The 26,811-nt window shown below is 39.8% G+C and carries 23 protein-coding genes, 1 tRNA gene and 1 pseudogene; 8 read left to right on the top strand and 17 right to left on the bottom strand.

The features are described 5' to 3' along the window. Positions 1-424: 424 nt before the first annotated feature. The 15 genes from EHV08_RS06140 to EHV08_RS06070 form a co-directional block, all read right to left on the bottom strand. Positions 425-1,141: a glycosyltransferase family 32 protein gene (locus EHV08_RS06140; protein ID WP_126678534.1), complete on the bottom strand. Its 717-nt coding sequence runs from the start codon at positions 1,139-1,141 to the stop codon at positions 425-427. Beyond that, entirely contained in the window at positions 1,138-2,301 is a 1,164-nt protein-coding gene (wecB, locus tag EHV08_RS06135; RefSeq protein WP_126678533.1) for a non-hydrolyzing UDP-N-acetylglucosamine 2-epimerase, read from the bottom strand. The genes EHV08_RS06140 and wecB overlap by 4 nt, the downstream gene beginning before the upstream one ends. Positions 2,302-2,303: 2 nt before the next feature. Further along, the gene (locus EHV08_RS06130; RefSeq protein ID WP_126678532.1) at positions 2,304-3,227 is read right to left on the bottom strand and encodes a hypothetical protein; all 924 of its coding nucleotides are present in this window, start codon (positions 3,225-3,227) and stop codon (positions 2,304-2,306) included. Continuing rightward, the gene (locus tag EHV08_RS06125; protein WP_238988022.1) at positions 3,224-3,643 is read right to left on the bottom strand and encodes an acyltransferase; all 420 of its coding nucleotides are present in this window, start codon (positions 3,641-3,643) and stop codon (positions 3,224-3,226) included. The genes EHV08_RS06130 and EHV08_RS06125 overlap by 4 nt, the downstream gene beginning before the upstream one ends. A gap of 292 nt (positions 3,644-3,935) precedes the next feature. Beyond that, entirely contained in the window at positions 3,936-4,613 is a 678-nt protein-coding gene (locus EHV08_RS06120; RefSeq protein ID WP_125233915.1) for a CatB-related O-acetyltransferase, read from the bottom strand. Further along, a complete protein-coding gene (locus tag EHV08_RS06115; protein WP_126678531.1) occupies positions 4,610-5,425 on the bottom strand; it encodes a glycosyltransferase family 2 protein in 816 nt (271 codons plus the stop codon). Before EHV08_RS06115 ends, EHV08_RS06120 begins: the two co-directional genes overlap by 4 nt. Before the next feature lie 2 nt (positions 5,426-5,427). Next, positions 5,428-6,396: a glycosyltransferase family 2 protein gene (locus EHV08_RS06110; protein ID WP_126678530.1), complete on the bottom strand. Its 969-nt coding sequence runs from the start codon at positions 6,394-6,396 to the stop codon at positions 5,428-5,430. A 3-nt stretch (positions 6,397-6,399) separates the two neighbouring features. Then, positions 6,400-7,554, bottom strand: coding sequence for a CDP-glycerol glycerophosphotransferase family protein (locus EHV08_RS06105; RefSeq protein WP_158676060.1), 1,155 nt, complete (start codon positions 7,552-7,554; stop codon positions 6,400-6,402). 4 nt (positions 7,555-7,558) lie between these two features. Then, positions 7,559-8,827, bottom strand: coding sequence for a protoporphyrinogen/coproporphyrinogen oxidase (locus tag EHV08_RS06100; protein WP_126678528.1), 1,269 nt, complete (start codon positions 8,825-8,827; stop codon positions 7,559-7,561). Continuing rightward, positions 8,824-9,735, bottom strand: coding sequence for an NAD-dependent epimerase/dehydratase family protein (locus EHV08_RS06095; protein WP_126678527.1), 912 nt, complete (start codon positions 9,733-9,735; stop codon positions 8,824-8,826). Before EHV08_RS06095 ends, EHV08_RS06100 begins: the two co-directional genes overlap by 4 nt. Before the next feature lie 183 nt (positions 9,736-9,918). Further along, positions 9,919-10,359 (bottom strand): dTDP-4-dehydrorhamnose 3,5-epimerase family protein, encoded by a 441-nt coding sequence (locus tag EHV08_RS06090; protein WP_126679437.1) that lies wholly within the window; start codon positions 10,357-10,359, stop codon positions 9,919-9,921. Then, positions 10,356-11,456, bottom strand: coding sequence for a CDP-glucose 4,6-dehydratase (rfbG, locus tag EHV08_RS06085; RefSeq protein WP_126678526.1), 1,101 nt, complete (start codon positions 11,454-11,456; stop codon positions 10,356-10,358). The genes EHV08_RS06090 and rfbG overlap by 4 nt, the downstream gene beginning before the upstream one ends. 4 nt (positions 11,457-11,460) lie before the next feature. Next, positions 11,461-12,267: a glucose-1-phosphate cytidylyltransferase gene (rfbF, locus tag EHV08_RS06080; RefSeq protein ID WP_126678525.1), complete on the bottom strand. Its 807-nt coding sequence runs from the start codon at positions 12,265-12,267 to the stop codon at positions 11,461-11,463. A gap of 157 nt (positions 12,268-12,424) precedes the next feature. Next, complete coding sequence (locus tag EHV08_RS06075; RefSeq protein ID WP_126678524.1) at positions 12,425-13,891, bottom strand: lipopolysaccharide biosynthesis protein; 1,467 nt, start codon at positions 13,889-13,891, stop codon at positions 12,425-12,427. A gap of 23 nt (positions 13,892-13,914) precedes the next feature. Next, positions 13,915-15,048 (bottom strand): transcriptional regulator, encoded by a 1,134-nt coding sequence (locus tag EHV08_RS06070; protein ID WP_203227058.1) that lies wholly within the window; start codon positions 15,046-15,048, stop codon positions 13,915-13,917. Between the two features lie 420 nt (positions 15,049-15,468). On the opposite strand from EHV08_RS06070, the gene EHV08_RS06065 reads away from it, so the two are divergent. Next, on the top strand, positions 15,469-16,632 hold the full coding sequence (locus EHV08_RS06065; protein WP_126678523.1) for a nucleoside recognition domain-containing protein: 1,164 nt from the start codon (positions 15,469-15,471) through the stop codon (positions 16,630-16,632). A 272-nt stretch (positions 16,633-16,904) separates the two neighbouring features. Here EHV08_RS06065 and EHV08_RS06060 read toward each other — a convergent pair whose 3' ends face one another. Further along, entirely contained in the window at positions 16,905-17,999 is a 1,095-nt protein-coding gene (locus EHV08_RS06060; RefSeq protein ID WP_126678522.1) for a mannose-1-phosphate guanylyltransferase, read from the bottom strand. Positions 18,000-18,155: 156 nt separating this feature from the next. Between EHV08_RS06060 and EHV08_RS06055 the strand changes: the two genes are divergently transcribed. Both EHV08_RS06055 and EHV08_RS06050 read left to right on the top strand, forming a co-directional pair. Next, positions 18,156-18,237, top strand: a tRNA-Leu gene (locus EHV08_RS06055). Positions 18,238-18,423: 186 nt separating this feature from the next. Beyond that, positions 18,424-19,056 carry a DUF559 domain-containing protein gene (locus EHV08_RS06050; protein WP_238988021.1) on the top strand — a complete coding sequence of 211 codons (633 nt, stop codon included), beginning with the start codon at positions 18,424-18,426 and terminating at the stop codon, positions 19,054-19,056. Between the two features lie 37 nt (positions 19,057-19,093). Here EHV08_RS06050 and EHV08_RS06045 read toward each other — a convergent pair. After that, positions 19,094-20,275: pseudogene (locus EHV08_RS06045) on the bottom strand (IS4 family transposase). A 535-nt stretch (positions 20,276-20,810) separates the two neighbouring features. Here EHV08_RS06045 and EHV08_RS06040 point away from each other — a divergent pair. The 5 genes from EHV08_RS06040 to porN all read left to right on the top strand — a co-directional run bounded on the left by EHV08_RS06040 (position 20,811) and on the right by porN (position 26,752). Continuing rightward, on the top strand, positions 20,811-21,749 hold the full coding sequence (locus EHV08_RS06040) for a PorP/SprF family type IX secretion system membrane protein (RefSeq protein ID WP_455430455.1): 939 nt from the start codon (positions 20,811-20,813) through the stop codon (positions 21,747-21,749). A gap of 89 nt (positions 21,750-21,838) precedes the next feature. After that, positions 21,839-23,260: a T9SS ring complex lipoprotein PorK/GldK gene (gene porK / locus EHV08_RS06035; RefSeq protein ID WP_238988083.1), complete on the top strand. Its 1,422-nt coding sequence runs from the start codon at positions 21,839-21,841 to the stop codon at positions 23,258-23,260. 18 nt (positions 23,261-23,278) lie between these two features. Continuing rightward, positions 23,279-24,094, top strand: coding sequence for a type IX secretion system motor protein PorL/GldL (gene porL, locus EHV08_RS06030; RefSeq protein ID WP_126678520.1), 816 nt, complete (start codon positions 23,279-23,281; stop codon positions 24,092-24,094). Positions 24,095-24,132: 38 nt separating this feature from the next. Next, complete coding sequence (gene porM / locus EHV08_RS06025) at positions 24,133-25,689, top strand: type IX secretion system motor protein PorM/GldM (protein WP_126678519.1); 1,557 nt, start codon at positions 24,133-24,135, stop codon at positions 25,687-25,689. Between the two features lie 22 nt (positions 25,690-25,711). Then, positions 25,712-26,752: a type IX secretion system ring subunit PorN/GldN gene (gene porN, locus EHV08_RS06020; protein WP_126678518.1), complete on the top strand. Its 1,041-nt coding sequence runs from the start codon at positions 25,712-25,714 to the stop codon at positions 26,750-26,752. Positions 26,753-26,811 lie beyond the last annotated feature (59 nt).

Here is a 26,811-nt window from a genome sequence, read left to right as displayed (position 1 = left end):
GAAATATAGGAAGATTCCTATTATATAAACATATAAAATTGTGTTCTGTTGTCGCTTAGTGAATGATGGCGCGAGCAAATATGTACAGAAGAAAATAGCATACGGACGCACTTGTTGCTGCAAATCAAGAAAAACTGCACTCGGGACGTTTACAGCCATAACTAACGAATAGACAACATAAAATAGCATCAATGCTCCATATACATATATCTCTTTCTTTATCTCATATCCCGAAGTGCTTTTTATGAATGTGAATATAACAAGACCAAGTGTCATAAACTCATCTATATACTGCAAACCTGACTTGTCGTAAAACAAGATACAGAAAGGAAGATATAAAACCCAAAACCAAGTAAAAAAAGTATTTGTTCTCATTTATAACAAAATCTTTTTGCAAATAAAAAAGAATTTATTTTTCTCCGTTTTAATCATTAATGTGTTTGATTGAGATTATTGCTCGAGTGATCTTTTTTCCGAGTATTTTCTTTAACCAATATTTAATGTTTTTTTTTGAAGAAACCCATGAGCCTGCAAAATGATGTATTGTCGCACTATTTTTAGTAAGATGAAGGCTCTTTGTTGTAATGTTTATAGGACAGAAGAATTCCGAAGGATAAAAAGTTACATATTTAGGAAAGTCTTGAAACATATCTTTCCTTTTCAATCCATGCAATACCATCAAGTTTGTAATGATTCTAACATTGGTGGTCATGTCGAAGGAACCATCTTTCATAAGAAAATGTTTACCCTTATAGTAATCTAAATTATCTTTAGCCCATTGACTACTTTTCTCTGCACCCATTATTCCTGTGGGGACATCACGGCTACTTTCAAAACCGGAAAATGCCGAGTGATGCAAAAACTCGTCCAAAGGTCTTAATACCTCTACGTCAGTATCCATATATATACCTCCTTCAGTATATAGAGCATACAATCTCACTATATCTGTCACGAAAGCAAATTTCCTATTGTCATACGCCTCCCTTGCATAAGGATACAAGTCTAAATCGAAATTATCCTCATTCCACTCTTTTACCTCATAATCCGGAAGATGCTTTTTCCAAGAATCAATGCATTTAACAGCAAGTTCTGGCATTTCTCCCCTGCCAAACCAACAATAATGTATCTTTTTAGGTATCATATATTTATGTTTTTTACAAATTCTACAATTCTCTCACATGCCATACCATCACCATACGGATTAACTGCATGACTCATTTTTACATACTCCACATCAGAGTCTATCAAATTTGATATTTCTTTTACTATTTTATTATAATCAGTACCAACAAGTTTTACAGTTCCTGCATCCAAAGCCTCTGGTCTCTCAGTAGTATCCCTCATTACAATTACAGGCTTACCCAAACCTGGAGCCTCTTCTTGTATTCCACCACTATCAGTTAGCACAACAAAGGATTTGCTCATAAGCAAAACAAACTCCAAATATTCTAATGGCTCAATGAAAAACATATTATCAATTTTCAATGAATTATCGCCAAATACCTTATGTATTGAGTTTCTAACATTTGGATTAAGATGCATCGGATATACGAAATCAACATCTTTATATTTTATCGCAAGATATTTAATAGCATTACATATATTTAAGAATCCATCTCCAAAGTTTTCTCTTCTGTGACCTGTAATTAAAATTAGTTTTTTACCCTTATCCAAACGCCTCAACTCATAACCTGCAAATAATAATTTTTCTTCTATATGAGCACGTAATTCGTTATCATTTTTTATTCTGTCAATAACAATGTGAAGTGCATCTATAACAGTATTTCCAGTAACTAAAATACTAGTATCTTTCACATTCTCTCTTATTAGATTTTCTTTGCTAAGTGATGTGGGAGAAAAATTATATGTTGCTATCCTTCCCGTAATTTGCCTATTCATCTCTTCTGGCCATGGGCTATACATATTATGAGTTCTCAATCCTGCCTCAATATGCCCTACGGGAATCTGCATATAAAAAGCTGCTAAGGCAGCAGCAGTACTTGTTGTAGTATCTCCGTGCACAAATACAATATCTGGTTTTGCTTCATTTAATACATCACGCATACCAATCAATACTTTTACCGTTACATCATAAAGATCCTGCCCTTTTTGCATTATATTGAGGTCATAATCTGGATGTATCTCAAAAATATTAAGCACTTGATCAAGCATTTCCCGATGTTGGCCAGTCACGCATACTACTGTACAAAAATCATCTGGATATTTTTGGAAAGTTTTAACAAGTGGCGCCATTTTTATAGCTTCAGGTCGGGTGCCAAAGACCAACATTATTTTTTTCATAATTATTTATATTCTAAGTTATATAAAAATTTCTGTATCTGTATAATCCTCTCTCTCCAATTACCTTTTTTCATCGCAGTATCAAAATTCTTGTTTACGAGATTCTGATATTCTTCTATATTTTCGAAAACATCCAATATTTGCCCATATATATTTTCCTTATTTAAATCAACAACAGGATTATAACCAATAAGCTCTGTCAATTCTTTTGGTGCCCTTCCAATCATTATTATTCTTGAAAGCATATTTTCCCAATACCGTTGAGTTAATGTTTCAATACCACCTGTAACTTCTGGCTGTACATCACACCTTGGAACACAAATTGTTATTTTCGTATCTTGAAGAGCATTATAAAAGTCAGCATTATTAACAAAAAGGCGACCGCCTTTACTATAAATATGATTAAATCTAGATGGAAGTGGTTTCTTGAACAAATATCCATTATTTCTACCGAACTCTAACAAGTCTATTTTCCTATATTTTAGTTCTTTTCCAGGTTTATATAATGATGTGTCTATACCCTCTGTAATTGTCATGATATTCATGTTGGGAAATCTCTCACGCATTCTTTCTGCTGTCTGTGAAGATGTGAAAATTGCTGTCTTTACATCATGTTTAACAAACCACCGGCAAGTCTTCTCAAAAAATATTGGCCAACAATCCCATACCAATGGAATAATCTCATATCGTGCATAGTCTGGAAAGGTGTCGAAACTAAGACTCACCGGTTCCACAAAACGTAATTGTGCAATATCATTATTTTTTGGAATTGTCGGCAGTTCGTAATTATATGCAAACCTATGAAATAGTCGCCAAGGATAATGGCTCGGCATTGTCTCTCCTCCCATCTTAACCCAGGCATCGTAAACCTGCATCTTGAAATTCACACCATGATTGTATGGTGCTACAGCAACTACTTTCTTCATTTTAAGTTTTTAATTACACGCGCAGGATTACCTACGGCAATACAATCAGAAGGAATGTTTCTTGTCACGACACTACCGGCTCCAATTATCGAACGAGCACCTATTCTTACCCCCTTTAACACCATCACATTTGCACCAAGCCAAACATCATCTTCAATAACTATGGGAGCAGACTTTACTTCTCCCTTTATTTCTCCACGTCGCGCTTTATAGTCAATTTCATGAGCATCATTATCCATGATAATACAATTTCCACCAACATTCACATTATCTCCTATAGTCAAACTATTCCTCACCCATATACATGGAGAACTCATTCCTACATTGTTACCAATCTTTACCACTCCACCATGAGTGATGTGTATGCATGCACGAATATTACGACATAGGGGATTGATACAATTACCGCTAGTCAAAGTGAAGTTATCTCCCACAGTAAGTGTACCATTTCTTACTTGCAAATACATCTTTTTATATATTTGCAGTTTTTTTGCAAACTTCACCCCTTTTATTCGAAAAAGTATTCTGTTATACCAATTCCATAGTACGAAGATTGCTAAAGAATAAAACGTATATGTTTTTTTAAACAAAGACTTCATTAGTAATATTAATTATCTTAGTTTTTGTCTTTCTTACAGACAACTTATCTTAATATATTAAATATCATTATGTAAATATTCCATAAAATTTAGCATGAGATTAACAAACTCATTTTTCGAAATACTTTTTTAATGCATCAATATCACATAACAAATCAGAATGACCTGAAAACCATTCAGGAGTATTATTCCACCATTTAATTCTCATAAGAAAATCAATGGTTTCTTTATCATATCTATAAGCAATTACTCTGGCAGGAATTCCTCCAACAATTGCATAAGGAGGAATATCCTTCGTAACAATACTGCCTGATAACACAACAACTCCATCAGATAAGGATACTCCACCGATGAAAGTTACATTATTGCCGACCCAACAATCATTACCAATATTTAATGCAATACTATTTTCTTCATCATAAAAACGATATTCCTGAAATTTCTGCTCTCTCGCAAATGTATGCCCATTTTGTTTTTTTATCGAAAAGAACATCGGACAGGTAGTTACGAATGGACTTTTCATAGGATGGGTCTCAACAATTTGCCGAGCTTCAGAGCCTATTGATGTAAAACGACCTATATAAGCAGTTATATGATTGTTATTTCCAATGTAAGTACCATATCCCATTTTTCCATAAAACGTAGAGTTCGCCCCAACTGCATTACAGCACTCGAATTCGGAGCTATGGGATATTTGTGCGGAATATGGAAATTTAACTTTTCCTTTCAACCTATGTTTGTTGTAAAAAAATAGCAAACAATGTTTTACCCTGTTCCTTATACTCATTTGTAAAATTTCCTTATAATTTTATACATTATCAACAAGTCATACCTAAAATGCAAGGAAGGATAAAGTTTGCGAATCTGCTTCTTGTAATAATTACGTTCACCCAAATATAGTTTATACAGACACATCTTTTCCCAAAATGACTTCCCCCTAAAATCCAAATGCCCGACAAAATCTTCACTAATATCTTTTCTTGCATTACTTGCTGAAGAAAAATTCGCATTTATCTTTGCTACAACGGAATCAATCAAAAAAACTTTATTTGTTCTATATTTTCGAAATAAGCAATCTAAATCTTCATAACGTCTAATACACTCATCATACATGTGTTCTTTACATAATTTATTATGATATAATGTACTTCCGGAACATTGATATAATTTATTTAAAAAAGTAGCTTTATAAGCATTCTCAAGTTTTCCTTCAATATATTTAGTTGCTATCCTATTGTTTATGTAAACCTCTCCACAATACATCATATATTGTGAATTATTTATAACACCTCTCCATAAGCAATCCAGAGCATTTGGTAACATCTCATCATCCGCATCTATAAAATACAACCAATCTGCCTTTGCATTTTTTATACCCGTATTACGCGCTTTACTCGGTCCACCATTACTCTGAACAATAATTCGAATTCTTTCATCTTTAATTGATTCTACTATTTTAAGACTATTATCAGTTGAACCGTCATCAACAATTATCAACTCGAAATCCTTGAATGACTGGTTTAGAACACTATTAACCGAACGTTCTACAATTTTTTCCTTGTTATATAAAGGTATTATAACTGATATTTTAGGGGTCATCTTTAATTATTTATTCTTAATATTCTAATAAACAAATTACCGAGTTTAGATTTTAGGAATAAGTCAGATGGCATGTAATTCCAAATATTGAAAAATATATATTCAAAGTTAGTAAGAATTGAGCAATATTTATTTATTATTTTTTTTCTCTGTGCTTCGTTAGTCAAATATCCCGAACTCAAAAGTAATCTTAAAGTATCATATATTAAAACTTTTTGTTCTCCTTTTAATACCGGATCTATATTATCACAAAAATCTTCAATCATTGTTTTGAAAGCATTTATTTCCTTTGATGTGTTAATCGATTTTGTAATCGAATTTGGATTTTCATAATAAATGTAACATTTATCTCTATATAATGCAAAAACGTGTATATGCTTTGCCAAGAAAAATGTCCAATAGTTATCCTCGTGGATAATTCCCTCTTTCATAAACAATCTTTTATCCAAGAGCAATTTGCGACTAAGCATTTTATTTGCCACACAAACAGGCAACATGTTATAATCGAGCAACATCTTTTTAATATGCAAATGATTATCCGAATAAGAAGGTATATCTTTATTCAAGAATTGTTTCATATATGGAGAGTCGTGCTCAAAAAGACCTTGTATAAGTTCTACTTCAGGATGTTGATTTATAATATTAACGAAGCCTTCAATACACGTTGGAACAATTGCATCATCACTGTCTAAAAAATATAGATATTTACCTTGGGCATTCTTTATCCCCGTATTACGAGCACAAGATAATCCCCCGTTTACATCATGCTTAATTATTTTAAACTTAATGTGTCCCTGGTAATTATTGATATAAGATTCTGCAATCTTTATGCTGTCATCCTGCCCGCAATCATCAACCAACATGCATTCAATGCTTTCTGTTAATGTTTGGTTCGCAACAGATTGCAAGCACCGTTCAATATAAGAGGCTACGTTATAAACTGGAATTATAATTGATACTAAAAAATCCATATACTATTGCATTACAGTTTTAAGATGTTCGATAACTCTTTCAGAGGCATGACCATCGTCAACACTTCCATATATCTTTTGGAATTCATCAATCTTTTTAAAATACTCTACTTCGTCATAATTCTCAATTGCATAAAATAACTCTTCATTAGATTTACACAAACTAAAAGGAACTTTCATGAACCAAGGCTTCAGTCCTCTCATATTCTGATATTCGTCAATGTCTTTCACATAAAGAAAAATAGGACGTTTCATAAGATTAAAATCAAACATTGTACTTGAATAGTCTGATATTAAGATATCCGAAGAAATAAGCAATTCCTGAATATCTTCATATTCTGTCACGTTTACTACATTCACATCTCTGATTATATCCGGTTCCCCGAACCAAATATAATTGGGATGTAGCCTTACAAGAAGTTTCCATTGTCCTCCAAATCTCTTTGATAGGGCTTGCAGAAGTTTAGTTGCATCAATATCATACACCTCATTATCTCCATTGTCACGAAAAGTTGGTGCGTAGAGTACAATTTTTATGTCAGTTGTTATGTTGAGCCTCTCTTTTATCTTTGCCACCTTTTCTTGTGTATAATTAAAAAATATGTCGTTTCTTGGTAATCCTAACTCCATAATATCACAATTGCACCAAAAGTAGTCCTTCATCTCTTTCGTCTGCATGGCACTGCTTGACAAAAACAAATCGGATACCTCTGAGTGCCATTTGCTACCATCTATATATCCTTGGCTTAACTTTTCTAAAGCCCCGGCCTCTACATATTTTGCACCGCTTTGTCCATGAGGGATATACACAAAATACTGTGCTGGTTTCTTCTTCAAATCGCAACGTCCTTTCATTGTTGTTACAATAACTTTTGCAGTTGCAAGTTCATAGGCACATTTTATTCGTCCCAATTTTGCTTGTTTTATCCATTTCGGTACAGAGTATCCGAATTTGTTCACAAGCCAGGTAATTTTTATGTTATTATCATTTTTAAGTTTTTCGGCTATATATTTAGGACTATCAGCATATCCATTTCCAAAATCATAAAGCATAACGATTTTGTTTTTTTTAATAGGAAGATAGTAGAATAATTTAACGGAAAATCTTTGCAATGGAGAATATATATATTTCCATATAAACGACTTAATTTTATTCATGCTCTTAAATTTTAACATTCAAACCTGTCAATAGACTTTGATCCGTCCACAAATAATCCCATTCTCCGAATCTTCCGATAAGTTTAATACCTTTGCTTTTTATGTAGCCTTGAACTTTCTTTCTATTATAATATACTGATTTTGAAAAAATGACATTGGCATATTTTTCAAAACCTATATGTGTAAACAATATGTCTTTTTCATTTATGATTCCTTTATCTACCAATTTCCCAACAGTTCTTTCCAGTAATTGTTTTTCTGAGTATTCTCCTTCTTTACAATAGACTTCCATCTGCAAACTACTACAACCGTTTGGTACATTGTCCGGAGATTTTATTGATGGCGAGTAAACACGTGCCGCAATTATGTCTTCATCATAAATATACCACCAAAGATATGGAGGAATGTTTTTTGTCTTAAGTGCAATGGAAATATGATATCCGGAAGTGTTTTCCAATTCGCTTGCCGATTTTTTTATATCCAGAGGTACATCATCCATCATAAGTATAATTTCCGGCAGGGGCAAACTACTAATGAGTTCATCGTAATGGTAAAGTTTCCCATCTTTTGTTTTTATTGTTTTCTCCCTATAATTTATACTCTGAACTTCTTGATTTAATCTAATATCTGCATCTTTAGCCAACTCTTTTAAATAAGCTTTAAAACCTCCCTTTGCTGGGTAACGCATCTCTTTGGCATAATATGTTACAGGTGTATCCTCTGTCTGACTGCCCTTTATTACTTCATCAATAGATGGCTTGTAAATTCTCGAGCCAACCCATTCCGTACGCAATTCGCAAGCTTCCTTCATCCAATATTTTCTCGTATAGACCATTGGAAAATGTTCTGCAAAATAGTTTCCGAATTGAAAACGAAGCCATTCCTCATAATTCTCTATTTTCGGAATTTCTGTCGGTCTTTTTAGAAAATCATTTATTATCAACTCCTTCTCATCATCATCCAAAACAAACAAATTATTTTGTACAGGATGTTTTACCCATTTGCCTTTATAAATATTATATGGGTTAGGAATATGCGTAATAATTTCAGGGGAAGATGCTTTAAAAATAGCATTTACACTTGTGTCCTTAGCAAAGGAAAGGTGAACAAATCGATCAAAGCGGAATCCATCAATCTCAAAACTACCACACAAACCTCCGTAATCTGCATCTTTTTCAAGAATAATCGGATTATATCCTTTTTTCCTTAAAGTGTATCCGGCACCTAAACCTGATATACCGGCACCTAATATGACTATTCTCTTATCTTTCATCTATTTAACATCTGTTCTTTCATCATCCTAATACCTTCCACTACATCTATATTTGCTCTCCAATTTACCATTGATATGTTTTTGGCAATTGGAGCAACTGCGTGCATCGTTTCACGCTCACGATAAGGACGTCCACCCCATTTTATATTACAAGTTTTGCCATATGTTTTTTCAACAATTATTGCCAAATCCTTTATGGAAAGTCCCTTACCTGTTCCTATATGAAACTCTTCACCGTTGTCTATCCCCCTGAACAATTCCATGTTTTTGAGAATATGAACATAAAAGCCTGCAAGATCACTAACATGTGTAAAATCAAGGATTTGTTCTCCATAGGTCATATCAACAGGATTTTCTGCATCCATACTTTCTATGATATAATCCATAATTCGTTTTACAGTAGGAATTCCTCCATAAATACTATATGGAACAACAGTAATATATTTATAACCAGACAATTTGGAGTAGTAATCGACAAAATGCCTGAAAGCACTCTTGGTCGCAGTATATAATTGGGCATCTTCTATCTTCCCAGGCCCATACATGTATTCTGCAAAAGAACCCGTATTGACAAAGAGTTTCAAAGATGGGCAATTACGTAGAGAGTTCAATAGGAATACACCGAATTCAATATTTGCGGCAAGCATAGGCTTTATTATCTCCGTGTCATTGCGAGGTGTCGTAACAGTTGCTAAATGAAATACCACTTCGGGATCAAATTTTTCCACGGCAACAAAATCGGTTGACAACACATGCTTACATTGTGGATAATTATACTTCTGCAATGCAAGTGGCTGATCTTTTGGAATATTTAATGTCAATATTTCAACATCAGGAAATTCAGATAGAATCATTGGCATAAGATTCTGGCCGACAAATCCTGTTATACCAGTTAATAGCAATCTCATTTTCTTCTAATTAAATGTAATTTTATTTATGCTTAATTATTACATACATAATTATAGAATTCAAAATTATAGAATTCAAATATTTTAACTCGATAGGTATAAGTAAATGTAATATGTATATATCAAAACAAGAAAGGTATAATTGAAACTAAAATCGATTCTTTTAATATGGGATAAAAAGAGTCATTTATCTTTAAAAGCATAAATAATTTCATTTATATTTTTCCTATCCGTTTCATCATCATCATGAGGCTCAGGGATAACATCCATAAGCATAGATGTATCGTTGCCCTCGCCATAGAATGCCATCCATAATCCGGGTGCGACTGTAAGACGTTGATAGTTTTCCTTGGGTGATAAGGTTATTTCTTGAAACATTCCTTTGGTTTCGCTACCGTCACGATCGTCATAAATTACAAATTTTATTTTGCCGACAATGACAATGAGATTGAGTGTCATTCTGTTATGCCTTTTCCATCCTTTTACAACTCCATGATGAATCTGTGTAAAATAAACTTCTCCAAACCCTTTATATCCCTCATCAAAAGAACGAAGTGCATGATATAAATCCCCTTTGGGATTTTCTATTTGCTTCAATGGATATAATGCCACTCCTTCTATCATAATGCCCATTCAAGTTTTTGTTTCTGCGCGATAGAAACGTATTCTTTTATTTGGTTGGCAGTCAATTGGTACATATCTTTGTCTTTGTCAATATAGAACGCACGATACCAATCTGCGATAAATTGCACACACTTTTCATAAGAAAGAGTAGAATGCCAATGAAGATATGCTAAAGCCTTGTCGCAGTTAAGTTTCAGCAAAGTGGCCTCTTTAAAAGGAACATTGCCCGTAAGTTTGGTTACATTATGTTTGTCAAGTCCCCATAAATCTGCAATATCCTGTACCAATTCATACACTGTCTTTGTCTGTTCTGCCCTTGGGCCAAAATTATAGGCACTCCCATTTTCACTTTTTCCTTCTGCAAGAGATTGAGCCAGTATCAGATAACCACTTAATGGTTCCAATACATGCTGCCATGGGCGAGTCGCTTTGGGCGAGCGTATTTCTACGGTTTTACCTTTTGAAAAAGCATTGACACAGTCAACAATAATTCGATCCTTTGCCCAGTCGCCACCACCTATTACATTACCGGCTCGGGCTACACCAAGTTTGATGTTGTCCATTCCTTTTATAAAAGAATGCCAATAACTCTTAATAACAAGTTCTGCAGCACCTTTGCTGCCGGAATAAATATCCTTGCCACCCATATTGTCTGTTTCACGATACCCCCAAATCCATTCCACATTGTCGTATGCTTTGTCAGAGGTTATCAGAACACAGGTACATTCCCATGAAATATTCTTAATTGCCTCACATACAGCCGCAGTACCCATGACATTTGTTTCAATCGTATCAAACGGTTCATTATAAGAGGTTAAAACTAAAGCCTGCGCTGCAAGATGAATTATAAAATCAGGTTTGACAACCTGAACATATTTGTCAAACTCCACTTTATTACGGATATCTCCATAATAATGATGAATTTTCTCCTCCATTTCCAATGTTTTAAACATTGAGGGGCTTGTAGGTATATTCAGAGAATAGCCATATACATCTGCCCCAAGCATGTTCAACCATGCTGACAGCCAAGTCCCTTTAAACCCTGTATTTCCTGTTATCAGGACTTTCTTTCCTTCGTAAATATTGTTAAATGCCATAAAATCACACAAATTTATTGATTGGTATTTCTCTTTCCCATTTCTTCCATGGGGCGTTGTTTGACGACAATAATTTTTCGAGCATAATTTTCTCTCTTATATTATCCATGCACTGCCAAAAGCCTTCATGGATATAAGACATTAACTGTCCTTCTTTTACCAGATTTTCTAAAGGTTCTTTTTCAAATACACACATGTCATCTGTAAGATATTCAAAAATCTTCGGTTCCAAAACCATATAGCCCGCGTTTATAGGTGCACCATCTGATAAACTTTTTTCACGAAAAGACTTGACCGCATTATCGCCACCGATATTCAGTACTCCTTTATCTTGGCTCATTTTTACCGCAGTCAAAGTGGCGGTTTTGCCATGCCCTTTATGAAATTCCAATAGTTTATTTATATCTACATCGCAAACTCCATCACCGTATGTCATAAAGAAAGGCTCATTGCCAACATATTTCTTTACACGTTTGATACGTCCTCCTGTCATTGTATTGTATCCGGTATCTACAACAGTAACTTTCCATGGTTCGCAATTGTTCTTATGTACAGTCATTTCATTCTTTCCGTTTCTGTAATCAAAAGTAACATCGCTATTATGTAAGAAATAGTTTGAGAACCATTCTTTTATATACTCTTGACGATAGCCGGCACAAATTATAAATTCCGTATGACCATAGTATGCGAATTCTTTCATTATATGCCACAATATTGGCATCCCTCCAATTTCAATCATTGGTTTTGGTTTGAACTGACTCTCTTCGCTGATACGAGTGCCAAAACCGCCGGCAAGCAAAATAACTTTCATATTTTATTGATTTATTTATTTTTTAAAACAGGAAATAAAAATAGTGTGACAAAATTAATATTGTATTATTATTGCATTATAAAATATTAATATATTTCATGTCAAATTGTTAAAAACATTAAGTAAGGAATATCGTATTTCAAATACTTATTTCAATTTAATTTTGCACTACGATATGACTTTTGTTTTTTATTTGATTTAGTATCATGTCTCTAACAAAAATATAACTTTCATTCTTGGTTAACATTGAAATAATAATATAATAAGCAATACCGAACATTATTTGAAGAAGCAAAACTATCAAATCGTTGAATTGTAAAATAATTCCAATGAAATAAACTACACTTCCCATTGATAACGCAAGTATGGAATTACTTCCAATATCTTTTAGTTGTTCTATTATTGGATATGAAAGCAGTTTGCGATTTGGGAACGCATTTACAACAAAAGAGTAAAATGAATATACCAACATACCTACACAGATTGCCAAAGGACTTATAAAAGCTGTAAAAATAAGTATTGCCAACATTAATGGTTTCTTATAGAATTCCAATTTCAATACAACATCTGCCCGCCCTATAGCATTAAGTGCTTGTAAATTAGCCGTAGCCAATAAACTTATACATTCCATAATACAAATTACCTGCATGAAAGGTATGCACTGACTCCATTTGTCTGTGTATAAAAGTATTACCAATTTGTCAGAAACTGCCGCCAAACCAATTAGAAGAGGTAGCATAATATAACTGCATGTCTTCATGGAACGGCTTAATGCGCGTTTCACGGCAAACTTGTCATCCTGTAGTTTTGTCAAAGCAGGAAAAAGAACACTGCTAATAGTTCCTGAAACATTCTTCGTTATTATTCCGGGAATTCCCTCACCCCTGTTATAAAAAGCCAAATCTGCTTTAGAATAATAGAAGCCTATGATATATCCACGTAATTGACTACAAATAGTTCCAATCAGACCTGCACTCGAATATTTCCACCCATACGAGAATAATCCAAGAAATCTCTCCTTGGAAAATTTCAGACTCGGCAACCATCTTACTTGTAAATATACAGTCAGTGTTCCAATTATACTGCTTGACATATATTGTCCAACCAAGGCCCATGCTCCATAGCCTTTGAAAGCCATGACAATGCCGATTACTCCTGATAATAACGAACTGGCCAAAGTACTGTAAAAATAAGTCTTAAATGCCATCTTCCTACTTATTATGGAAGTCTGTATGGTTGACAATGTACCGAGAGGCATTAACAGTGCAGACACGCGGAGTATAGGTGTCAATCTGTCGTCTTTGAACATTTCAGAGAAATATGGCGCAGAAAAGAATAGCATTGTGTATATTATCGTGGCAAAACACAATTGTGCCCAGAATATTGTGGATAAATCCAAGTCATCTACATCCTTTTTCTGAATTAAGGCTGCACCTAAACCGCAGTCGATGAATATTCCGAGCAATACGGTGTACATTCCGGCAAGGGCAACAGTACCATAGTCTGAAGGTAATATAAGACGTGCTAATACTACTGATACAGTGAATGTGATTATCTGTCCAAGCATCTTCTGCATAAATTGCCAGAAGACACCGGACATAGTTTGCTGTTTTAAAGAACTCATTGTCTCAAATTATTATCAGCCATTTATTCATGGACAGTAACTTGTTCATCTATTGCGCCGTTAGGTTTAAAAACTTCTCGTTGATACGGGAAATGTAGATTTTTATATTTTTTGAAAAACATTATTATTATCTGTTTATTATGCTTGGACTCTTTCTCCTCCTCCCATCTGTTTATTATATTACTTGCCTGTACCTGATAGCAAGCATTTCCTGTGCATCCATAGAGAGTTGTAAGGAGGAGGGCGGCAACTTGTTCTGCCTTTATTCCGCTTAATACGCTGTCAGCCTTGTGGAGCAAGGCGTTCATGTCTTCTGTTCGGCCGAGTACGAGGTAGGCGGGGAGTAGCAGAGAGTAGTGCTTGCAGCGGAGTATCGGTGTGGGCATTTCGAGAGAGCCGAAGAGGTTTATTATTTCTTGAGCCGTTCGGCGGTCGTCATCGGTCACTCTTTCTGCCGAATGGTAGTGGATTATGGCCTCGTGCATTTTCGTGAAAAGGCGGTCGTTATTGAGTTTGGTGTATATGTGTTTGCCGCTTTCGTTTAAAGCCACTACTTCATATTGCCCTTGCTTCACATATAGCAGCGGCACCCAAAGCCAGTCTTCCACACATACCATAACACTCTTTTGTCCTGCACCGGGTTGTATCATTACCGTTGCCTCTATCCCCATGAACTGCCCATCGGTTATTCTCACCCTGTCGCCTCTCATCAGTTTGTCCGGTTCGGGTGTATATACCGGCAGTACGTCATCGTATGCCCGCGCCACCCAGCGCAGGTTTTCCATTGCCGAATCGGTGAGATAAGGGTAGTATTGTCTGTCATCTTCACGAACTCGCGGCAGGAAATTATACTTATGCAACGTGCTGCGCTTCATTTTGTATATTTCGGCCTCGGAAGCATGCACAAAAACATAATTGAACAGAAGTGGGCGGGAGGTCTTGGTCATTTTTCCTCTGACGCTTTTCACCTCCATATAAGATGGGGCGAAATACTCGAACTCCTTTTCGCCCTTCCTTTTGCGCAATTCCAGTTCTGCTTGAAGTCCTGCTGAGGGCGAACCACGATGCCCATAAGGTAGTAAAAGTACATACCACCTCACCTCATTACAGTCGTTGGAAACTGTACGAATAGTTGCGTCTTTACATAACTCGGCCATATCGGCAAATATTGCAACTTGCTGATTTTGTGAACTTTAGCAAAGGAGGAAGATGCGTTTCTGAAAATTTCGGCATCCTCTTATACATACATTGAGTGCCTATAATTTTTATATTTTAGGTTGGCTGTAAAGCCTGTATGTAAAAATCAGACCTTGAAGAAAGGTTGAGATTGAGTGCAAAATTACAAATAAATTTTGATAAATGTTACATTTTTCAAAATAATTTTCGGGGTCATTTCATTTTATATGTGTAAAAAACAAAGAACCATTCAATGCTTCGTTACTGAAATGTGGGGGCACACAGAGTTTGTTCTTTCCGCCAAGAGAATATTTATTTGAATTTTTTCGTGACAAAATGTTTGTATTACAAATCTTATTCTTATCTTTGCGGCCAAAATAAAAAACCTTAAAATACTTGTAATGAAAAATCCGACAAAAATCATTGGTCGTTTCATTCCTTCGGGCATTTTATGCCTCGCCATAGTGGTTGGCATCTTCTGTTATATCGGTTCGATAATGGGTGTTTCACAAATGATGAACACTATCATGAAGACTGCTCACGACTTGTTGCTGAACACGTGTTTGTATCTCATGGCAATATGTGTGCTTACAGGTGCCGTAGGTAAGATTTTCATGGAGTTTGGTGTTGTGGCACTGCTGGAAAAACTTCTCCGACCAATGATGCGCCCGCTCTTCAATTTGCCGGGTGTTGCTTCGCTGGGTGCGGTGATGACATTCCTTTCTGACAACCCTGCAATCATTACGCTGTCGCGCGACAAGCGATTCAGTGGTTATTTCAAGAAATACCAGTTCATATCGCTGACCAATTTCGGTACGGCATTCGGTATGGGGCTTATCGTTGTGATTTTCATGGTGGGGCAGGGCTATGGCGTAGAGCCGTTCATAGGTCTTTTCGGAGCGTTCATCGGTTGCATTGTCTCAACACGTTTCATGCAGTATTTCGTATTGAAAGAGTATCCTAAATATGCCGAAGAGAATGCCGATGCGGCAACAGGAGAAGCGGCACAGGACACTCTGGTTAAAGCCGTCGAACATGAACAGCCCACCTCTCTATTCGTCCGCATACTCAATTCGTTGCTTGACGGAGGACGTTCGGGCGTTGACATTGGTCTTGCCATTATCCCCGGTGTGCTCATTATTTCCACCATCGTGATGATACTAACGTTCGGACCGAGTGCCGACGGAACATATACCGGAGCGGCGTATGAGGGAACACAGACATTGCCGATGCTGGCAGGGAAGATTGACGTGGTGTTCAATTTCCTGTTCGGATTCTCCGACCCGCATCAGATAGCATTCCCCATCACTGCACTTGGAGCCGTAGGAGCGGCATTGAGTCTGATTCCTAATTTCGCATCGCAAGGGTGGATAGACGGAAACGCGGTTGCTGTATGTACCGCCATCGGTATGTGCTGGAGTGGATTCCTTAGCACTCACACTGCCATGCTCGACTCGTTGGGCTACCGCGAACTCACATCGAAAGCCATCATCTCGCACACCATTGGCGGAATATGTGCTGCCATTTGTGCGCATTGGGTGTACATGCTTTATACGTTGATATAGATTTATCCCTCAAAACTCAAGGACGTTAATGCCCGATAGGGGTTAAAATCCAAATACTTCATACACCAATTTAGGCGAATTTGCCAACCAAATTGGGCGAAATTGAAAAGTAAAATGGGCGAAATTGCTGACCAATTTCGCCCATTTTGCAGGTCGGTTGTTATCCCAGTATCTTGTATTCGCAAGTATTTACGCGCCTTTGCAATATCCTTTCACGTGAAACGAGAATGGTCGATAAAGCACCTCGTGCCACAAAAACATTCGTGAATACGTCAAATATACTTGTCACCGTATTTCATCTGCACGTCATTGATATATTTCCTGATAAGTGCAGATGAGTCCTCACGCTTGCAGATTAGTAGCACATTGCCGTTCTCTGCTACAATGAAATCCTCCAAGCCATTTATGATACCGATGTGGTCGTCGGGCAGTTTGATTATATTGCCGTGACTCTCCTCTATTATCATCTTTCCTCCGATGCTAACGTTGTCATCATCACTCTTGCGCATACTGTCGTAGATGGTGTGCCACATGCCGAGGTCTGCCCAACCGAAATCACACTGCATGACATATACATTCTCGCTCTTCTCCAGAATACCCATATCGATGGAAAGATTAGGATAGGATGGGAAATTCTCGTTTATATATGCCGTCTCCTCCTCAAGATTCCATACATGGTTCTCGTCATCAAACTTTGTGAGCACCGTGGGGAATATCTGCCTCAACGAATGGCGCAGGTATTTCGCGTTTGCGATGAACAGTCCGCTATTCCAGAGAAACTCTCCGCTCTTCATAAACATTTCCGCGAAACTGCGCTCCGGCTTCTCCGTGAACGACTTTACTGGGAAAACAAAGTCTGTTTCGCCTTTTTCATCATATTGTATATACCCATATCCCGGTTCGGGCCGAGTAGGTTTTACGCCCATTGCCAGGAGAGCATCGCGGTCGGATACGAGCCCCAATCCTCTCTCTATGTTGTCAAGGAATGCCTCCTCGTTGAATACTGCCATATCGCTCGGTGTCATCACAATCCTCGCACTGCTGTTATTGTGGTAAATGCGATATGTGGCCCATGCAGTGCTTGGTGCCGTGTTACGGAATATCGGTTCGCTGAGAATATTTCCAATAGGAATTTCGGGGAGTTGTTCATCTACGAAATGAGCATATACGTTGTTTGTGTTGACATATATATTCTCCACCGGAATCAACTTGCTCATCCTGTCGAAAGTCTGTTGCAGCAACGTCCTGCCGGTCGAGAAGAAATCTACAAACTGTTTGGGCATATCTTCGCGACTGCATGGCCATAGTCTCCGACCCTTTCCACCCGCCAAGATAACACAGAAGTTATCTTTATTCCGAGTTCTCATATTATTAGATTTGAATTATGCTACGAAAATAACAAAAATAAACCGGTCAAACAAACTTTTGCGCATTTATTTAATTATTTTTTCCATTTCCTTTGTTTTTTGCCAAAAAAGAATTATCTTTGCACCCGCATTCGTCATCAAGACGTTTTTCGCTAAGCCCAGATGGCGGAATCGGTAGACGCGCTGGTCTCAAACACCAGTGGAGCAATCCATCCCGGTTCGATCCCGGGTCTGGGTACAAAGCAAAAAGCTAAGTAATTGACTTATCAATACTTAGCTTTTTCTTATTTTATAAATGTTCCCAAATTGTTCCCAGTCAGTTATGTAAAGGACTAAAGAGACTAAAGGGAGAATGATATGTATGCTATTTCTAATAGTTAATTTATAACTTAATATACTATTGAACTGTAATAATTACAAAACTATGAAAGATAATTATATGAATGAAAAAAAACAAAAGTGGGGTTTTCTTAGAGAAACTAAGCGCATGGCTGAGAAGGCTGGAAAAGACGAAGTTACGGGGCTTCATAGAACTGGAATGGAAGACTATCTTAAAGTTATTTTTCCAGAAATTCCTACAGAAGAATGGATTCATGATAAGACTATTAAAGGATCTAAACGCAAAATTAGACCGGACTACAGGTGTGAAAATCTAAAACTTATAATTGAGTTCGATGGTGTGCAACATTATCAAAACCCTGAACGTATAAAGGCGGATTTTGAAAACCAAAAATTTTATGAAGATATTGGATATAAAGTTGTGAGAATTCCTTATTTTATTCAATTAAGTAATAATGTTGTTAAATCTATATTTGACAGGAATATTGATGAGCCTTTATTTGATGAGTCTATTTCCTCAATGGGTGTCAAAGGGAAAAATACACCAGCCTATTGCTGTTATGAGGGCCTTAAAAGAATGGCAAGAGAGTTTTGTCATTTTCCAGAACAATATGATGTAAATGTAAAAGCTTTAGAAGAGGAAAACGATGAGATTTTAACAGGAGTATCAATACTTAAAGAAGAATATATCAAAGTAAAAAATGAAGAAACTAAATGATATTAAAATATTACTGATGCGATAAAATCGCGTTAAGTTATACATTATCAAAAAGAGTGAGTTCTTTGACATATTGATTGAGACTGACAGATTCGCATGGCTTGGTGATGATTTCTCTGAGTGAAGTCTTCTCCAAGGCTGATATTCTTATCAGCGTGGCCACCTCGGTGATGGAATATGGACTTTTGTAGTCCGCCTTGATTCTGGCTATAATCAGATAAGCGATGATTGCTATCCACAAATGGGTGCGCACGGCATTCTCGGAGTATCCCCACAGGGTCTTCACTACAATGTTCTGCTTGACCCATTTGAAGAAAACTTCAATATCCCATCTGTGTCTGTACAGGCAAGCCACTTCCAATGCGCTGATTTCGAAGTTGTTCGTAATGAATACGATTTCTTCTTCGGCTTCTTCATCATAGATGCAGACTGCGCGTATCGGCTCTGGATAGAGGGCAACCGTCTTGGTGGTCAGGCGAATGGTGAAATCACCTATGATACCACCTTCCACATCGGAAGCGCTCAGTTTCCTGTGTCCTAAGACTTCATATTTCATGTTCTCCTTCGGACGGCTTACCCAGTAAGCACCTGCCAAGTGGAAACGGAACAGTGCGTCGAAGTCGACATAAGCCTTGTCCATCATATAGAAGGCGAAAGGCTCAGGTTCGAGGACATCCAGTTCGTTGCTGTCATGCCATCTGCCATTGGTTATATGAATGTTGGCAGGAATGCTGCCTCGCAGATCCAGCAGCGTATGTATCTTCACAGCACCCCGGCTGTATTTCCCCAAGGCCCATGTAGCCAGTTTTATACTGGTGGAGATGGTTGTGGAATCAAGTGCATAGAGGACATTGTCGACGGTTATCTCTGGAATAGAAGTCTTTGCATACAACGGCCTTACAACGCTGATGAGATATGTTCCCAATTCCTCGTATATGCGATAGTCCCGCTTCTCGTTGGCACGGGAGAGTGACGACTGGTTGACGGTATTTCGAAAACCAATGTGATAGAGAATCGGCTTATGTGCTTCGAGGCACATGCATATATCACGCAGGGAATCGCAACTTGTAATCTGACCGAACAACAGGTGTAGCAACTGGTTGTAGCATGTCAAGTCCTTTGCGTGTCAGTTTCCACGATACTTATCTACGAGTTTGTCGAACTGATAACGAGGGATATAATCCACAACTTGGGAGAAAATATAGCTACCGACGTTCATAATCTTGCAGTCTAGACTGCAAAAAAACTCTGTCATTTTCAAATCAAAAAATCAAAGACCGCTCTGAAACCTTTATTAACAAAGGAATATATTGAGTTTAAATTAAAAATATTGCATCACTTATAATATTAAAAGTGAATAACTTCTGGCAAAGGAAACAGATTATACCTTAATGATTAATGGCGAATGGGGATGTGCTAAAACTTACAATCTTAAGTATGAATTTAAAAAGTTTGTTGAGCAACAAGAGTGCGCGAGGAGGTTGTTTCTTTCAATGCAAAGATACTAATTTTTAAGCAACTCACAACGCTTTGTGTTTCAAAATATAATATTTGGGACTGCAATTTCGGCGAAATTGCAGAGCAAAATGGGCGAATTTGCTTTGCAAAATAGGCTGAATTGGAATGCGGGGAATGAGGAATAGATGGCAGATGGATAGTTGTTGAGGCGCTGTTGTAGGGTTGTTTATATTAAATATGGTGTGCTAAAGTTGTGGTGAATGACAATAAAAGCGGGAATGCTGCGTTATAATTCTGTGTTTAAACGATCAAGGATAATTTTGTTTTTGTTTGTCATGGTTGCGCAGTCGGCTATGGCACAATATGACGTGGCCTTCAGTCACTATTTCGACATGGAACCCTATTTCAACCCTGCAGCCATTGGTAAGCAGGATAAGGTGAACATCGTGGGAGCCTACTCCATGCAGTTTGTAGGTTTTGAGAACAATCCGAAGACGATGTATGCAAGCGCGGATGCGCCATTTAGTTTCATGAATAGTTTTCATGGAGCCGGTGTTCAGTTGCTTAACGACAAAATCGGTGTTTTCACGCATCAGCGTATGTCGGTGCAGTATGCCTTGAAGCGTCCGCTTTTCGGTGGTGTGATGAGCGTGGGAGTGCAAGCCGGACTAATTCTTGAGGGCTTTGACGGCTCGAAAATCGATGTCGGCGACCCTTCAGACCCGGCCTTCACGGGCTCAGACTTGAAAGGAAACTCCGTTGATTTGGGTGCCGGAATTTACTATACACACGGCACTTGGTATTCCGGAGTGTCGCTCCAGCACGCAACGGCTCCGCTCATCGAGTTGGGCGAGAGGAACGAATTGAAGATAGATCGCACATATTATTTGACCGGCGGATACAATATTCGGCTGAGAAATCCGTTTCTAACTATACCGATGTCAACCATTGTGCGTTATGACGGTACGGGTTACCGTGCCGACGTTACGGCGCGATTGCTGTATCAGAACGAGAAAAAACGACTCTACGGAGGCGTTGGATATAGCCCGAAAAACTCGGTTACGGCGTTCGTGGGAGGGAGTTTCCACGGCTTCAACCTTGGTTACAGTTACGAGGTTTACACCTCTAAAATAAGTCCGGCAAACGGAAGTCATGAGTTGTTCGTGGGCTATCAAATGGACTTGAACTTCCGTAAGAAAGGCCGAAATCTGCATAAGAGCGTGCGCTATCTGTAACGTTGCTCGGTAGAGAAATAACTAAAAAAGAAACAAAACAGATATAACATAAGATGAAAAGGAATAGGATACTTATCGCTTTTGCCGTGATGTCGCTTGCCGTTCTTGCTTCGTGCATGGGCAGCAAGGGCACTTCTGTTTCGGGAAGAGGCGGCGAGGTGACCGGCATTGGCGGCGGACGTGGCTTCGTTGAGCCGACACCATACGGGATGACCCAAGTGCCACGTGGATTCCTACGCATGGGAATAGAAAAACAAGACAGTCTCTGGGGCAAAACCACTCCGGTGAAAGATATATCGGTTGACGGATTCTGGATGGATGAGACCGAGGTAACAAATTCCAAATACAAGCAATTCGTTTATTGGGTGCGCGACTCTATACTCCGCACTCGTCTCGCCGACCCGGCATACGGAGGCGATGAGACATACTTGATAACCGAAGACAAGAACGGCGATCCTGTCACTCCGCATCTCAACTGGAAAAAGGCATTGCCGCGAAAGCCCAACGAGGACGAACTCCGCGCTTTTGAAAGTCTGTATGTAACTAATCCCGTGACGGGCGAGAAACTTCTCGACGCTGCACAACTGAACTATCGTTACGAGATTTACGACTACACCACGGCAGCATTGCGCCGCAACCGTCTGCGCCCGGAAGAGCGCAATCTTAATACCGATGTCACAATAAACCCCGACGAGATTGTGATGATTTCGAAAGACACGGCGTATATTGATGACGAAGGAAGGATTGTGCGTGAGACCATCAATCGGCCGCTATCGAGCGAGTGGGACTTCCTTAACACATACATAGTGAACGTATATCCCGACACCACTTGCTGGGTGAATGATTTCCAGAACAGCGATAACGAGGTGTATATGCGCACATATTTCAGCAGCCCTTCTTATAATGAATATCCTGTTGTGGGTGTCACTTGGGAGCAGGCAAATGCTTTCTGTGCATGGCGAACAGACTATCTACTGAAAGGATTGGGCGGTGAGGCGCGATTCATACAACGCTATCGCCTGCCGACAGAGGCCGAATGGGAGTATGCCGCACGCGGAAAAGACGGCAACGAGTTCCCTTGGGAGAGTGGCGACCCGGCAAACGGTCGAGGCTGTTTCAATGCCAACTTTAAGCCCGACCGTGGCAACTATACCAAGGACGGCAACCTTATAACGAGCCGTGCGGGAATCTACACTGCCAACAGCAACGGACTGCACGACATGGCCGGCAACGTGGCAGAGTGGACAAGCACCATATACACCGAGGCGGGAGTTGATGCCATGAACGACCTTAACCCGCAGTTGGAATATAAAGCGGCCAAGGAAGACCCTTATAAACTAAAGAAAAAAAGCGTGCGTGGCGGCTCATGGAAAGACCCTGAAAGTTACATCCGTTCGGCATGGCGCACGTGGGAATATCAGAACCAGCCGCGTTCGTACATCGGATTCCGCTGCGTTCGCTCAATGGCGAACACCACAAGTGGTAAGCAGAAGAAAGGTAAGAAAAAATAAACTTTAAGAAATCAAAAGATGACAAGATACAGCAAATTGAATTTCGTTTACCGTCTGCAGAAGTGGATGGACAGCGTTCCGGGTCAGACTTTCCTCAATTATGCTTACAGTTGGGGTGCCTCGCTCGTTATTTTAGGTGCATTGTTCAAGTTGAATCACTTGGCCGGTGCGAGTCTGATGCTCTACATCGGTATGGGTACCGAGGTGTTCGTGTTCTTTATCTCGGCGTTCGACCGTCCGTTTGACAAGACAGCGATAGGAATGGATTTGCCTACTCATCTTGGTGATGAAGACAACGATGATAACAAAGTGCCTGATGTGGCCGAAGATGTGGAAACCGAAGGATTGCAGCATGCCGGCCGACCCGCTACTATTATAATAGGTGGTAGCGGTATTGTCGGTGGCAGTCAGAGCGGTATCGCTCAGGGAGGTGAGGCTTACGATGAGCCAATCGGTCAGCCGGTGGCCGCCGCTGTTGATCAGGCAGGCATCATCCCGCAGCCCGTAGTTCCCGATATGGCAGAGGCGGCAGGTGCATACGTGGAGGAACTGAAGAAACTCACCGAGGTGCTTCAGAAGGTTTCAGAGCAGAGTCAGCGTCTTACCACCGATTCGGAGGAAATGGAAAACCTCAACCGTACACTCACCGGTATATGCAAGATATATGAGATGCAACTCAAGAGCGCAAGTTCTCAGATTGGTACAATCGACGAAATAAATGCCCAGACACGCAAGATGGCAGACCAGATAGAGCAACTCAACAGTATATACACCCGCATGATAGAGGCCATGACGGTGAATATGCGTGCCGCAGGTGCTGCCCCACAGCAGTAAAAAACAAATCCGTAATACGTAAACCGGTATTCTAATAGATGGCAATAAAGAAAAGACCAGTATCTCCTCGCCAAAAGATGATCAATCTGATGTATATCGTACTTTTGGCAATGCTTGCGCTCAACGTTTCCACGGAAGTGCTGCAGGGGTTCTCTATTGTTGAGGAAAGTCTCAACAGAACCACCGAAAACTCCGGCAGACAGAACGCAACAATATACGGAGACTTTGAGGCTCAGATGGCTAAAAATCCCGAGAAGGTGCGCCAATGGTTTGAGAAGGCCACGCGGGTGAAGCAGATGAGCGATTCGCTATATAACATGGCGCAACAACTGAAAGAGGCTATCGTGCGCGAAGCCGATGGCAAGGACGGTGACGTTAAGAACATTGAAAACAAGGATAATCTTGATGCTGCTACCCATGTGATGCTCGCTCCGGGCTCGGGAAAGGGCAAGGCTCTGTATGATGCCATAAACTCTTACCGCCAACAGATTCTGTCAATGGTTACAGACGAGCAGCAGAAGAAAATCATAAGCAGCAACCTATCGACACAGGTGCCGAAGAATGCCACAACAATGGGCAAGAATTGGCAGGAATATATGTTCGAGAATATGCCTGTGGCAGCGGCCGTAACACTGCTCTCGAAGTTGCAAAGCGACATACGTTATGCCGAGGGTGAGGTGCTGCATACACTCGTGGCGAATATTGATTTGAAGGATATTCGCGTCAATAAACTCGATGCTTTCGTTATTCCGGAGAAGACTACGCTATATCCGGGCGAGCAGTTCGTGTCGCAGATAGTGATGGCAGCGGTGGATACAACGATGCAACCGGAGATTTATGTCAACGGAACGCGTGTGAATACCGTGAACGGGCGCTACTCGTTCACTGCCGGTGGCGTGGGCGAACATCAGTTCAGCGGTTATCTCATAACCCGCAATGCGGCAGGCGAACAACTGCGCCGCGACTTCACTCAGAAATATAGCGTCATACCGACACCCGACGGTGCAACGGTGGCGGCCGACCTTATGAATGTGCTTTATGCGGGATTCAAGAACCCGATGAGCGTCAGTGTGCCCGGTATTCCTGCCAATCAGGTTCGTGTTAGCATGAGTGGCGGAACTCTGACACCGACAGGTAACGGTCGTTTCATTGCCATACCATCGGCTGTGGGCAAGGATGTTACGTTCAACATCTCGGTTACCGATAATGGGAGGACACGTACGCTGGCTCCGTTCACATTCCATGTGCGCAAGTTGCCAGACCCGACTCCTTATATGATTGTAGGTGACAACCGATTCCGTGGCGGAGGACTGGCCAAGGCTTCGCTTATGAATGCTTCGGGCATAAAGGCAGCAATCGATGACGGACTGCTCGATATAGAGTTCCGTGTGACCGGTTTCGAGGCCGTGTTCTTCGATAATATGGGTAATGCCGTGCCTATGGTGAGCAACGGAACACAGTTCAGCGAGCGTCAGAAGGATGCATTCCGCAAACTGTCGCGCAACCGCCGCTTCTACATTTCGCGTGTCACGGCAGTGGGTCCGGACGGTATTTCCCGCCAGTTGAACGCTTCGATGGAGGTGATCATAAAGTAAAACAAGAAACAAACAGACACTTATGAAAAAGATATTGATGATATTGCTCGCAACGGTGGCTGTGCTCTCGGTAAACGCACAGCCGCAGAAACGCCGTGCAGAGCAGCAGCAACAGAAGAGTAACCGCTCGCAACAACTTTCCACAAGGGCGCAGATTTCTTTCCCTACGGCACAGTCGATGTCGGAAGATGTTGTGTGGCGACGCGACATTTATCGTGAACTCGACCTCAACGAGGATGCCAATGCCGGGTTGTATTACCCTGTTGAGGCTATCGGTTCGCAGATGAATCTCTTCACATACATCTTCAAACTGATGATGAGCGGCAGTGTGAAAGTGTATGAATATCGTCTTGACGGTAACGAGGTGTTCACCGATGATGCCCGTGTGGCACAGAAGGCATTCCTCGACAACTACCACATATTCTACGAGAAAGACCAGAACGGACGCACACGCATCGACAACAGTGACATCCCCTCGCGCGAAGTAAAAGGATATTATATAAAGGAGAGTGCCTACTACGATCAGGCTTCGGCCACATTCCATACCAAGGTGCTTGCCCTTTGTCCGATAATGAGCCGCGAAGACGATTTCGGTGACGGTGCAGCAAAGTACCCACTGTTCTGGGTTAAGTATGAGGATTTGGCTCCGTTCTTGAGCAAGCAGACGATAATGACGAGCAATCTCAACAACGCTGCCACTATGAGTGTCGATGACTATTTCACCAAGAACATGTATCGCGGTAAGATATACAAGACCAATAACATGCTTGGTAAGACGCTTGCACAGTATTGCAGCAACGACTCTGCAATGACAAAGGAGCAGAAACGCATAGAAATGGAGTTGCAGGAGTTCGAAAAGAATATATGGGGTAATCAGCAACGTAAGGACTCACTCGATAGCATTGCCAACACCGGCGGCAAGAAAGTGAAAACCCAGAAACGTTCGCGCCGCGACAAGCCGAGTCAGGCAGAGCCTTCGAAAGCGAAGACACGCACCCCGTCTCAATCGTCGTCAGGCTCCTCTTCGCAGCCTCGCGTGTCTGTGCGCAGGCAGCGTCATTAATATGAAACCTTTAATCGGGCAGGCTCGTTCTGCCCATAATATTAATCATTTAACACAAA

Source organism: Prevotella koreensis (assembly GCF_003977605.1).
Classification (GTDB): domain Bacteria; phylum Bacteroidota; class Bacteroidia; order Bacteroidales; family Bacteroidaceae; genus Prevotella; species Prevotella koreensis.
Note: the sequence above shows the minus strand (reverse complement) of the source record. Positions and strands in the feature narration are given on the sequence as shown.

Bases quoted from the DNA above. Each gene is read 5' to 3' on its own strand.
- EHV08_RS06140 (WP_126678534.1), bottom strand. From the start codon at position 1,141: ATGATACCTAAAAAGATACATTATTGTTGGTTTGGCAGGGGAGAAATG.
- wecB (WP_126678533.1), bottom strand. From the start codon at position 2,301: ATGAAAAAAATAATGTTGGTCTTTGGCACCCGACCTGAAGCTATAAAA.
- EHV08_RS06130 (WP_126678532.1), bottom strand. From the start codon at position 3,227: ATGAAGAAAGTAGTTGCTGTAGCACCATACAATCATGGTGTGAATTTC.
- EHV08_RS06120 (WP_125233915.1), bottom strand. From the start codon at position 4,613: ATGAGTATAAGGAACAGGGTAAAACATTGTTTGCTATTTTTTTACAAC.
- EHV08_RS06115 (WP_126678531.1), bottom strand. From the start codon at position 5,425: ATGACCCCTAAAATATCAGTTATAATACCTTTATATAACAAGGAAAAA.
- EHV08_RS06110 (WP_126678530.1), bottom strand. From the start codon at position 6,396: ATGGATTTTTTAGTATCAATTATAATTCCAGTTTATAACGTAGCCTCT.
- EHV08_RS06105 (WP_158676060.1), bottom strand. From the start codon at position 7,554: ATGAATAAAATTAAGTCGTTTATATGGAAATATATATATTCTCCATTG.
- EHV08_RS06100 (WP_126678528.1), bottom strand. From the start codon at position 8,827: ATGAAAGATAAGAGAATAGTCATATTAGGTGCCGGTATATCAGGTTTA.
- EHV08_RS06095 (WP_126678527.1), bottom strand. From the start codon at position 9,735: ATGAGATTGCTATTAACTGGTATAACAGGATTTGTCGGCCAGAATCTT.
- EHV08_RS06090 (WP_126679437.1), bottom strand. From the start codon at position 10,359: ATGATAGAAGGAGTGGCATTATATCCATTGAAGCAAATAGAAAATCCC.
- rfbG (WP_126678526.1), bottom strand. From the start codon at position 11,456: ATGGCATTTAACAATATTTACGAAGGAAAGAAAGTCCTGATAACAGGA.
- rfbF (WP_126678525.1), bottom strand. From the start codon at position 12,267: ATGAAAGTTATTTTGCTTGCCGGCGGTTTTGGCACTCGTATCAGCGAA.
- EHV08_RS06075 (WP_126678524.1), bottom strand. From the start codon at position 13,891: ATGAGTTCTTTAAAACAGCAAACTATGTCCGGTGTCTTCTGGCAATTT.
- EHV08_RS06070 (WP_203227058.1), bottom strand. From the start codon at position 15,048: ATGGCCGAGTTATGTAAAGACGCAACTATTCGTACAGTTTCCAACGAC.
- EHV08_RS06065 (WP_126678523.1), top strand. From the start codon at position 15,469: ATGAAAAATCCGACAAAAATCATTGGTCGTTTCATTCCTTCGGGCATT.
- EHV08_RS06060 (WP_126678522.1), bottom strand. From the start codon at position 17,999: ATGAGAACTCGGAATAAAGATAACTTCTGTGTTATCTTGGCGGGTGGA.
- EHV08_RS06050 (WP_238988021.1), top strand. From the start codon at position 18,424: ATGAAAGATAATTATATGAATGAAAAAAAACAAAAGTGGGGTTTTCTT.
- porK (WP_238988083.1), top strand. From the start codon at position 21,839: ATGTCGCTTGCCGTTCTTGCTTCGTGCATGGGCAGCAAGGGCACTTCT.
- porL (WP_126678520.1), top strand. From the start codon at position 23,279: ATGACAAGATACAGCAAATTGAATTTCGTTTACCGTCTGCAGAAGTGG.
- porM (WP_126678519.1), top strand. From the start codon at position 24,133: ATGGCAATAAAGAAAAGACCAGTATCTCCTCGCCAAAAGATGATCAAT.
- porN (WP_126678518.1), top strand. From the start codon at position 25,712: ATGAAAAAGATATTGATGATATTGCTCGCAACGGTGGCTGTGCTCTCG.